This is a genomic window from Desulfosporosinus sp. BICA1-9 (assembly GCF_000802135.1).
In genome coordinates this window covers 50,430-60,890 of record NZ_JUEE01000221.1, presented here as the reverse complement: position 1 = coordinate 60,890, position 10,461 = coordinate 50,430, and the positions used below count along the sequence as shown (strand labels likewise).

The following is a 10,461-nucleotide window of genomic DNA, read 5'->3' as shown; positions in this document are numbered from 1 at the left end:
ATGATTTTACAAGTCTGTTGTTTGATCCTATTAATCTCAGCCGCGATGACTTAGCGGCGTACGTTCAGTGATTGGTTCATTCATTTTGATTCCCGCCTTTTTGGTAGCTTTAATTACAGCATACGTAGACGGGCTTCGGATGGTGAAGGCTTGGGTATAAACCTATCAAATCATTGTTATCAACGGATATTGAGATAACCGAGGAAGAGATTAAGAATTTCAGTGTCGCAGTTATGACTCGATGACAGCGCATACCACCTTGGTTTGCATTCGCTATATGATGTTGGCAGTAGAAAACCGTGAAAACAAGGATAGGCTGTGTTTTAATGCGGCCTAGTCTTCAATTTGTCAACTGCGAAAGTTGAGTTACTAATAAGACCTCTATGTCACTACACGGCATCACTGATGAATGTAAATCACATCTCTAAAAGCAAGTCTCCTTGATACCTGTAAAGCTTAATGGCGAGCTGAAGCTCCAGCTTTGTATCATTGTCAGCCAAATCAAGACCGGAAATTTTCCCTGCCTTTTCCAAGCGATATCTAAGGGAGTTGGGATGGATAAACAACTCCCTGGCCGCACTTTGAATACAGCAATTATGATTCAAATAAGACTCCAGGGTATCAATAAGATTGATGTTATTTTTAACCCCATAAGCGTAGAGGTTGCCAATAATACTTTGAACGAACCCCGATAATGTTTTTTCGTTACCCGGCTGCATCAGGCATTCCATCAATTTCAGCGAGTGATAGTAAATTACTCCTTCTTCACTCCCTAGTTTGCGGTCCGTAAAGGAGAGTGCTTTGAAGGCTTCGTTCAAGGCAACCTTATAATCCCGGGCATTATAACACTGGCGGCCTACACCGATTTTTATCTTGCAATTCGTAAACGTCATTTTTAACGCTTCAAAGAGTGCCTGTAGGTATTCCGTAATCACAGCTGTTTCCAAGAGGCTGCCGTCAGACGATTGAATTAACAGGACAGCTTGTTCCTCACTGATGGCGACTGCACTGGCATTCATAGAAAGGTCACTGATGATGCTGCGCAAAACTCCTTCCATCTGCCGCTTTCCCAGTGCGGCGTTGATTTGGATGACAGTCAAAACCGCCTCTCTAGACAGATCAAAACCTGGGAGATTTTCTTTCTCATAAAAGTTATGGTTCTGATCTTTATCATCAAATATAAGACCGAAAATCAAGTTTTTTAAATATCTATCTTCTAAGTCTACTTGTGCCTGTCGGCAGATTTCCAGCACCACCAAACTGTGCATTACGACTCTGACAATCCTCATCTGTTCCCGGTTTAAGTTTTCTTTGAATATATTCAAATACTTTGTTATTTCTCCTTTTATGATGATCGGAAACACCATTCTTGGAGAGGTTATCCCATACTCCGGCAACTCAGGTAACGAAACAGGTTGATGGGTGCTCTGCAACAAACGTACATATTCAACGATCCTAGGGTCCACATGTTGAGGTTTCCAGTATTTGATGCCAGTCCTTCGATCTGTGTTGGAAAAGGTAGGAGTGTCATAATAAGAACGTGCCAGGACAAGGAAATATTCATTCTCAATCAGGATGTTCACTTGTAGCCTCTGGGCTAGATAATCGGTAATCCCTTGGTAACCACCACCATTAATGATTATCTCTAAAAACTCATCGTAAAGCGTATCTGCTTCCAGGTCGCTGTCCTCAAATATCTTTCTCATAAACATCTGCTTATCACACCCTAACGCTTCAAAAAATAGATTACTGAGATTCAAAAGTATGTCTTTAAAGCTACACTTTTAATTGAATAAATAAAATTTAATTATTTTTAATTTTCCCACTTTAATTATAACACACTTGAATTCGATCTATAGTCTTTTGCGTTGGGCGAGCAGGATAACAATACTATATGCCATTTTATTCGTTAGTAAAATAAGGTACAATAAAGTACATTCATATTTAATATTGTTAGAAGGCTAAGGCCAGCAAAAAGGGGATGTGACCTTTGACACTACTAAATATTAAGCAAGAGTCCCGTAAACTTCGGATCGACTTTCATGTTCATATGGGCGTATATACGTTTCACCAACCATGGGTGACTGAGTGGATGAAGGAAGCACATCCTGTGGGATATCAAGACTATATCCAACGTTATAACGATCCGGGAGCCTTTGAAGCACTGTTAACTGAAGAAGACGTTGATTATGCTTGCGTTGTGGCAGAATTGAGTTATATAAGCACAGGGCTCTGCACCAATGAACAAGTGCGCGATTTCTGTAAGGGCAGGCCGCGATTAATTCCCTTTTGTGACATTAGTCCTCATATTTATACTGATTTAGGAGAAGAACTACGGCGAAAAGTAGAAGACGAGGGTTTTCGTGGGTTGAAGCTATATCCTACTTACCAACATTACTATCTTAACGACCGGAGGCTGTACCCGCTCTATCAAGCTGCTCAGGAATTGAATGTTCCAGTCTTGATTCATACCGGATCCTCGGTGTTTAAGGGTTCACGCCTGAAGTACGGCGATCCATTGCATCTGGATGATGTTGCTGGAGATTTTCCAGAGTTAAAGTTGGTTATGGCCCACTCTGGACGAGGGGTTTGGTATGATCATGCTTATTTCATGGCTAAAATTCATGCCAATGTTTTCATGGAACTTGCCGGTCTCCCACCAGTAAAATTAATGAGCTATTTTCCCGATTTGGCTCGTATTACGAATAAAGTGATTTTCGGCAGTGATTGGCCTGGCATGCCTTGGATTAAACGCAATATGGAGGCTATCTCGCAGCTGCCTTTGCCGGCAGAGGGAGTGGAAAACATTCTTGGCGGTAACGCCGCTAAGCTGCTACATCTCTAGACTTTGATTTAAGTTTCTTTACAGCGCTAATGCTCTGATTCAAGACACGGGTGTAGGAAGAACAATCTTGCCACGCCCGTGTTTCTATTTCTGTCTGTCCGTGCTGACCCGAAATTTAGGGAACTTGAACTAAAGTAATAGGCTATGCTATTATAGGTGATAATAGTTTAGAGTAATGGAGGGAGTTTTTAATAGATGCTTTCTAACGCTGAGTTAATCATATTAAGTTTAGTTAATGAAAAACCTTCCTACGCATACGAAATTGAAAAACAAATCGAAACTAAAAGTATGCGCTTATGGGTTAGAATCGGTATAGCTTCTATTTATCAGGTGTTAACTCGTTTAAACGGCAAAGGCTATCTGGAATTTAAGATTGAGCGTGAAGGGAAGGCTCCCGAGCGAAAACGGTATTGTATTACTGAGAGCGGGCAAGAGATCTTAAAGTCCTCAATTAAGGATGCCTTAGGTAAACTAGAATGGTATTATTTGGACTTAAATCTAGCGATTGACGGCAGTGATATTCTCAGTTCCGAGGAAATAAGAGATTGTTTGAAACACAGACTAGACACTGTAAGGTACAGTTTAGAGAAACTTCGTCTGGACATTTCAGAACTTCCTCATAAGTCGAAAGAATCCATGATTAAGAGAAATGTTCTGGCTCTGCGATTGACCGAAGAAAAAATAGTAGAAAATTTGCTTGAGGAATTTGAAACTTATAGATCAGAGTGAACTCGTTTTAGTGACGATGGTGTCCCATAAAACCCCCACTAATCAAAGTAGGGGTTTAAAATTGTTTTTCGCAGGCCATTAAATTTTAATCGAAAACGCAAAATTTAATATTTTCAAATAATTTATAATATGATACTATGTATAATAATACTATATAGTGAAATAGGCCCTAAAAGTTGCTCGTTCTAATCCTCTCATAGAAAGGGAACAAGAAAGCCAGAACTGATTTCTGGCAACCAAACTCTATAAAACTAGGCTAGTGGTAGATATAACCATGATTAGTTATGGGGGAATAAGGATGAAAGCAATCATTGATTTTTTATACGCTAACCCAATTGGCTGCTTGGCATCTATTGATGAGGATGGCAGACCCCATGTAAGACCTTGGAGATTCTTGCTTGAACAAGATGGTAAGCTCTGGTTTTGTACATCGAATACGAAGGATGTTTTTTGTCAAATACAAGCTAACCCGGCGGTTGAATTTTGCTCAACCTCTCAAGATTTCGTCACTGTAAGAGTAAGTGGAGATGTAATTTTCGGAATAGACATGAATATTAAGAGAAAAATGCTCGCCATGAATGACTTAGTAAAATCCATTTATAAAACCCCTGATAACCCTGAGTTTGAAATATTTTACTTAAAGCATGGTCAAGCTGCAATGGTTGATTTTAAAAAAGAAGAGGAGGTTGCTTTAAGATGTTTTTGAATAACTTTGAGTATTTTGCACCAAAAACGCCAGCAGAAGCCTTGGAATTAGTGGCTCGCTTGGGGAGTAAGGCCAAAATACTCGCGGGCGGCACTGATTTATTGGTGGTAATGAAGGCAAAGGCAATTAGTCCTGATTATTTGATCGATATCAATGGGGTAGAGGAGTTTAAAGGTATCATTTGCGAGCCAGGAAAAGGAGCCGTGATCGGGACCAATACTAAATTGGCTGAGATTCAGTTTTCTGAAGAAATTCAGGCCAAATACCCAGCTCTTGCTTATGCAGCCAGTGAGGTAGGTTCATCTCAGGTAAGGCACATGGCTAGTCTGGGAGGTAATTCGTGCAATGCTTCTCCGGCGGCAGAGACACCGACCCCCCTGGTGGCAATGGGCGCCAAAGTTGTGCTTAGGAGCACTTCCGGGGAGAGAGAACTACCCCTCGAAGGATTTATCCTAGGCGTCCGGCAACTTGATCTTGTAGAGGGCGAAATGTTAACCAAATTTATAATACCTGAGCCTGCCCAGAAGTCAGCTTGTCGCTATGCTTATATGGGGCGCAGAGATGCTATGGAAATCGACTGTGTCAATATGGCAGTAAGTTTAGAATTGGAAAATGATGGCCAGACGATTAAAGAGGTCAGGCTAGTGATGGGATCCGTTTATCCTAGGCCTTTGGTATCTAAGGAAGTTCCGGCTCTCTTACAAGGACAAAAGCTTAGTGATCAACTCATCGAAAAGGCAGCTGAGGCAGCCCAAGGCGAGGCGAAGCCTATTGATGATATTCGGGCATCTGCTGAATACCGGCGTGAAATAGTCAAAGTCCTGGCACGCAGGTTGCTTAAAGAGGCTTATGCCACTGCGAAGGGGGTGTAGTTGATGAAAACACTGATAGAATTAGAGATCAATGACAGGATTTATGAAGTAGCCGTTGATGCTAGGGATTTACTGATTGATGTGATCAGGAAAAAAGTAGGCCTTACTGGCACCAAGAAAGGCTGTGGAGATGGCGACTGCGGAGCTTGCACCGTGATAATTGATGGTAACCCTGAGTTGTCCTGTATTAAGCTGGCTATTGCTTGTCAGGGCAAAAAGATCACTACAATTGAAGGGCTGGTACAAAAAGGTGGCGTGCTACATCCGCTTCAGCAGGCCTATGTGGATCATGGAGCAGTACAGTGCGGTTTTTGCACCCCGGGCATGATCATGTCCTCCAAAGCGTTGCTGGACAGGAATCCTGATCCCACTGAGCAGGATATCAAGCATGAGTTAAGTGGGAACATTTGTCGTTGCACTGGTTATAAAAGAATCATTGAGGCCGTGGAAGCAACTGCCAAGGTTTGGTCTAAAGAGGGGGTGAAATGATGGAAAAATCAAAATGGAACCTGACACCGGAAGGTTGGAATCTCGAAGGGGTACCCGCCTACCAGGATGAAAAACGATATACTCAGGTGGGAAGAAGTGTACCTCGGGTAGATGGCCCTGTTAAGGTTAAGGGTGAAGCGATTTATACAGGGGATATGACCTTACCCGGCATGGTTTATGGGAGAATAAAGCGTAGTACCTATGCCCACGCCATCATTAAAAAGATTGATTGCAGCAAAGCTCTGGAACTGCCGGGTGTTCTGGCAGTGCTTACTGGAGATGAAGCTACTAACAAATGGGGTATCGTTCCTCAGTCAGCCAACGAAACTGTCCTAGCCATCGGCAAAGTTCGTTTCTACGGTGAAGGCGTAGCAGCTGTGGCGGCCTTAGATGAAGAAACTGCCGAAGCCGCCCTAGAATTGATTGAAGTGGAATATGAACCTCTCCCGGTGTTGCTGGATCCGTTAGAATCCATGGAACGCGCCCAAGAAGTGCTAATACATGAAGATAGCAAGGGAAATATAATGCATGCAGGGGAACAGGTCTACGGCGACGTGGATAAGGCCTTTGTTCAGTGTGAATATGTTTTAGAACGAGAATTCCATACAAATTATCCTCAACACGGCTTTCTCGAGCCGCATTCTGCCCTAGCTAGTTATGATACCCAAAGCGGTCAACTCCATTTGTGGGCCAGCAGCCAAGTCCCCCACTACCTGCACCGTCAGATGTCCATCGTTTTAGAAATCCCGATGAACAAAATCCGCGTTACTCTTCCGACCATCGGCGGTGGATTTGGTGGAAAAGGCGAGGCATCACCCTCGGAATTTGTAGCCTGTTTGCTATCCAGGAAGGTCGGCAGACCTGTTCAAGTGGTCTTTGATCGCCAAGAAGTATTCTATACCAATAAAGGTCGGCATCCGTGCCATATGAAGGTGAAAATGGGCCTGGATAAGGATGGTTATCTCCAAGCAGTAGATTTTGACAACACCTTGGATAAAGGCGCCTACGCTGGCTGGGGTATTGTGGTGATGTTCTACACTGCCTCTATGTTACATCTGCCCTACAAGGTGCCTAACGTTCGGTTCCGGGGAAGAAGTGTTTATACTAACAAGCCTAGTACCGGGGCCATGCGCGGTCTCGGCGGAGTTCAGCCAAGATGGGCCTTGGAGTGCATGATGGATGAAATGTCCGAAATGATGGGAATTAGTCCGTACGAATTAAAGCTAAAAAACGCTATCGAATCAGGTCATACCTGTATCAATAATATGTTCGTACCGCATAGCGAGTTTAAGAAATGCCTGGATACAGCGGTCAAAAAATCAGGCTATCTGGAAAAGCATGGTAAGCTGCCTTTTGGCAAAGGGATCGGAATGGCCGGCGGTTATTATATATCCGGGACAGCCTATACTCTTTATCAGAACTACAAGCCACATACTACGGTGATGATCAGGGTAGATACAGAGGGCGGTGTTACGCTGCTTTGTGCAGCCGCTGAGATCGGTCAGGGCTGCAATACCATCATGGCCCAGATGGTTGCCGAGGAGTTGGGCATCCATTTTGAAGATGTGCACATTCAGTCGGGAGATACGGAAATAGGGGCCTTTGACTTGGGTAGTTTTGCCAGCCGTCTAACGTATGCTTCTGGGGCGGCTATTAAGATGGCCAGTGTGGAAATTAATCAAAGACTCAAAGAAACAGCTGCAGGTATGCTGGGAGTCAGGGCTGATCAGTTGGTCATTAAAAATCATGAGATCTATTCCATGTACGAAAGTAAAAAACGCATCTCGTGGGGAAAAGTCGTTGAAGCTTATACTAGTATCAATGGGACCTTGGTCGGGATGGGGAACTATTCTCCACCACGGCGCAAGGGGATTGATATTGTGAGCGGCAATAGGGTTCAGGGCGCAAATATCGGTCACTCCCCTACCTTTGGTTTTAGTGCACAAGTACACGAAGTAGAAGTGGATGTAGAAACTGGCCGGATCTATGTCAAGAAGGTAACCGAAGCCGGTGACTGTGGTACGCCTGTCAACCCCATGAGTGTTGATGGACAGGTAGAAGGCTCCATCTTGTTTAATATAGGGGCCTGCCTTTATGAAGATCAAAAGTTGGATGCCAACGGCAAACATTTAAATCCTAACTTCCACGATTACAAGACGCCGACGACTATGGAAATGCCGGAAATGGATACCAACATAGTTGAGAGTTATGACCATTCAGCTCCGTTTGGGGTTAAGGAAACAGGCGAAGGAGCCGTTCAGCCTACCTTCCCAGCGATCACCAACGCGATATACGATGCGATCGGGGTAAGATTTTATAACCTGCCCATTACTCCAGAAATGGTACTCAAGGCGTTAAGAGATAAAAAATAAAGAGAGCATAACACCTTTAGCGGCAACGGAAAACAAAACCGTTGCCGCTAAAACCGCTTTACACAGGTAGTTAAAGGGGGCGCTGAACGAATCATGATTTACGAATTTGAAGGTAAACGACCTAGAATCGGAAAAGGGACTTATGTCGCACCAGAAGCGACAATTATCGGTGATGTGACCATAGGTGAGGGCTGTTACATTGCTGCTGGAGCACGAATAAGAGGAGATTGGGGTAAGATTACGATTGGAGCAGGTTCCAATATCCAAGAGAACTGCATTATCCATGCTTATCCAGGGTGTGAAGCTGTTCTAGGGCCACGAAGTCACATTGGTCATGGAGCCATTCTGCATACCCCTAAGCTTGCTGAACATGTTTTGGTCGGCATGGGTGCGATCATCATGGATCATGCAAGTATAGGAGATGGATGTCTGATTGGAGCTGCTGCTTTAGTATTAGAAAATACAATAATTCCACCTTATAAACTTGTCGTCGGTTCGCCAGCTAAAATCGTTGCCGATCTTTCTGAAACTGCGCAAAAAAGTCTTAATGAAGCAACCAGTTACTACCTTGCCTTACCTGCCCGCTGTCATAAAGGAATTAGCCAAATTAGTTTAGAAGAGGTTATGGAATCATAGGGATGGGATTTCCTTATCCAAGTATTGAAAATAGACACATCACTTAAAAGATGACTTGCACAGTGTAAGCATCTTTTTTTTATTAAAACACTATTAAAAAGAAGTCCGCTATTCCAAGAGTGATGCAATCATACATCCATGAAATGATAAATCGCATCATCCTAAAAATGAGCAAGTTTATGAATTAGTTATGGTTTTAGAAATGAAATTAAAAAACTTTGCAATGTATAGATGCATCTGCTATTTAGAGATTAAGCGTGTAATTATTATTATAGGCTATGGAATAGATAGTGAATCTATGGCGAGAAAATTGCATATCAAAAAGAATAGTGATAGAACGAACTGAAACGAGATTGTTCTAAACTTTTGTATATCAGAAATACGAGGGGGATGTTGGCATTGAGTGAAAAAATGGTACTTCCGGGACCAAAATCCAGAGCATTAATTGATAGGAAAAATAAGTGTACAGCTAAAGGGATCTCGCAGGGAACTCCTTTGTTCATTGAGAAAGCTTCAGATGCTTTGATGACTGATGTTGATGGGAACGAATTTATTGATTTTTATGGTGGTATTGGTGTTTTGAATGCTGGTCATTGTCCCAGACCGGTTGTCGATGCAATAAAAGAACAAGCTGAAAAATTAGTCCATACTTGCTTTATGGTATCTATGTACGAAGGCTGGGTTGATTTGGCGGAGAAGTTGATACAAATCACACCGATTAAAGGAGATCTTAAAGTAACGTATGTTAACAGCGGTGCGGAGGCAGTTGAAAACGCCATCAAGATTGCTCGTTCCTATACGAAAAGAACGGGAGTCATTGCTTTTGAAATGGCTTTTCATGGAAGAACAAATTTAGCCATGGGCCTAACTAGTAAGGTAAGACCTTATAAATATGGTTTTGGACCGTTTACTCCTGAAATTTATAAGATGCCTTCTGCTTATTGCTATCGGTGCTATTATCGTTCTACCTATCCCGGCTGTGGTATGCACTGTTTAGAACAATTTGATCGTTTTTTCGCTGCTGAGGTTGAAGCAGAAGCTATAGCTGCCATGATCATCGAGCCGGTCCAAGGAGAAGGCGGGTTTATAGTTCCACCCAAGGAGTTCTTGCCGGGTTTAAAGACGATTGCTGAAAAACACGGCATAGTCTTAATTGCAGACGAGATTCAGACAGGTTTTGGAAGAACTGGAAAGATGTTTGCAGTTGAGAACTATGGTGTCGAGCCTGATCTTATGACGATGGCAAAGTCCATTGCCGCTGGTATGCCTTTAAGTGCAGTAGTGGGTAAAGCGGAAATTATGGATGCTCCTGGACCTGGTATGATCGGAGGCACCTTCGCGGGTAATCCACTGGCTTGTGCGGCTGGTATAGCGACGATCAATTATATTGAGCAAGAACAGCTTTCGGACAGAGCAGCAAAAATCGGAGCATCAGTTGTAGCTCGCTTGAAGGGTATGCAAGAGAAATTTCCATTGATTGGTGATATCCGAAGTCTGGGTGCAATGATTGGAATAGAGCTAGTTAAAGATAGGGAGACAAAGGAACCTGCCAAAGAAGAAACGGCTCAGATCACTCAAGAATGTTTGAGTCAAGGGCTTATTATCATTTCGGCAGGGGTATATGGAAACGTAATTCGGATGCTGATGCCGTTGGTGATCACAGATGAGCAACTTGAGAGAGCTCTGCACATTTTAGAGGGAGCATTTGCCAAGGTTCAGAAGTAATCGAGATCTTTGTGAAAACTCATTCTCCATAATTCTAAATCTTTACAACAATCAAACAGCGTCCTCATTTCATTATCAAAGTGGAGT

The 10,461-nt window shown here is 43.0% G+C and carries 9 protein-coding genes; 8 read left to right on the top strand and 1 reads right to left on the bottom strand.

Annotated features, from left to right (window positions below):
• Window positions 1-416: 416 nt before the first annotated feature.
• On the bottom strand, window positions 417-1,712 hold the full coding sequence (locus JL57_RS27455; protein WP_034145072.1) for a CdaR family transcriptional regulator: 1,296 nt from the start codon (window positions 1,710-1,712) through the stop codon (window positions 417-419).
• Between the two features lie 278 nt (window positions 1,713-1,990).
• On the opposite strand from JL57_RS27455, the gene JL57_RS27450 reads away from it, so the two are divergent.
• From JL57_RS27450 to gabT, 8 genes are all read left to right on the top strand, one after another.
• A complete protein-coding gene (locus JL57_RS27450) occupies window positions 1,991-2,845 on the top strand; it encodes an amidohydrolase family protein (protein ID WP_291300659.1) in 855 nt (284 codons plus the stop codon).
• Window positions 2,846-3,040: 195 nt separating this feature from the next.
• A complete protein-coding gene (locus tag JL57_RS27445; RefSeq protein ID WP_034145071.1) occupies window positions 3,041-3,574 on the top strand; it encodes a PadR family transcriptional regulator in 534 nt (177 codons plus the stop codon).
• Window positions 3,575-3,872: 298 nt separating this feature from the next.
• Window positions 3,873-4,280: a pyridoxamine 5'-phosphate oxidase family protein gene (locus JL57_RS27440; RefSeq protein ID WP_034145070.1), complete on the top strand. Its 408-nt coding sequence runs from the start codon at window positions 3,873-3,875 to the stop codon at window positions 4,278-4,280.
• Window positions 4,271-5,152 carry a xanthine dehydrogenase family protein subunit M gene (locus JL57_RS27435; protein WP_034145069.1) on the top strand — a complete coding sequence of 294 codons (882 nt, stop codon included), beginning with the start codon at window positions 4,271-4,273 and terminating at the stop codon, window positions 5,150-5,152. Before JL57_RS27440 ends, JL57_RS27435 begins: the two co-directional genes overlap by 10 nt.
• A gap of 3 nt (window positions 5,153-5,155) precedes the next feature.
• Entirely contained in the window at window positions 5,156-5,641 is a 486-nt protein-coding gene (locus JL57_RS27430; protein ID WP_034145068.1) for a (2Fe-2S)-binding protein, read from the top strand.
• Entirely contained in the window at window positions 5,638-8,013 is a 2,376-nt protein-coding gene (locus JL57_RS27425; protein ID WP_291300658.1) for a xanthine dehydrogenase family protein molybdopterin-binding subunit, read from the top strand. Before JL57_RS27430 ends, JL57_RS27425 begins: the two co-directional genes overlap by 4 nt.
• Before the next feature lie 93 nt (window positions 8,014-8,106).
• Complete coding sequence (locus JL57_RS27420) at window positions 8,107-8,649, top strand: gamma carbonic anhydrase family protein (protein ID WP_045691406.1); 543 nt, start codon at window positions 8,107-8,109, stop codon at window positions 8,647-8,649.
• Between the two features lie 390 nt (window positions 8,650-9,039).
• Window positions 9,040-10,374 carry a 4-aminobutyrate--2-oxoglutarate transaminase gene (gabT, locus tag JL57_RS27415; protein WP_366557118.1) on the top strand — a complete coding sequence of 445 codons (1,335 nt, stop codon included), beginning with the start codon at window positions 9,040-9,042 and terminating at the stop codon, window positions 10,372-10,374.
• Window positions 10,375-10,461: the final 87 nt, after the last annotated feature.

What these genes read in the sequence shown, in the direction of transcription:
- JL57_RS27430 (WP_034145068.1), top strand. Translation starts at nt 5,156, where the DNA reads ATGAAAACACTGATAGAATTAGAGATCAATGACAGGATTTATGAAGTA.
- gabT (WP_366557118.1), top strand. Translation starts at nt 9,040, where the DNA reads ATGTTGGCATTGAGTGAAAAAATGGTACTTCCGGGACCAAAATCCAGA.
- JL57_RS27425 (WP_291300658.1), top strand. Translation starts at nt 5,638, where the DNA reads ATGATGGAAAAATCAAAATGGAACCTGACACCGGAAGGTTGGAATCTC.
- JL57_RS27435 (WP_034145069.1), top strand. Translation starts at nt 4,271, where the DNA reads ATGTTTTTGAATAACTTTGAGTATTTTGCACCAAAAACGCCAGCAGAA.
- JL57_RS27440 (WP_034145070.1), top strand. Translation starts at nt 3,873, where the DNA reads ATGAAAGCAATCATTGATTTTTTATACGCTAACCCAATTGGCTGCTTG.
- JL57_RS27420 (WP_045691406.1), top strand. Translation starts at nt 8,107, where the DNA reads ATGATTTACGAATTTGAAGGTAAACGACCTAGAATCGGAAAAGGGACT.
- JL57_RS27445 (WP_034145071.1), top strand. Translation starts at nt 3,041, where the DNA reads ATGCTTTCTAACGCTGAGTTAATCATATTAAGTTTAGTTAATGAAAAA.
- JL57_RS27455 (WP_034145072.1), bottom strand. Translation starts at nt 1,712, where the DNA reads ATGTTTATGAGAAAGATATTTGAGGACAGCGACCTGGAAGCAGATACG.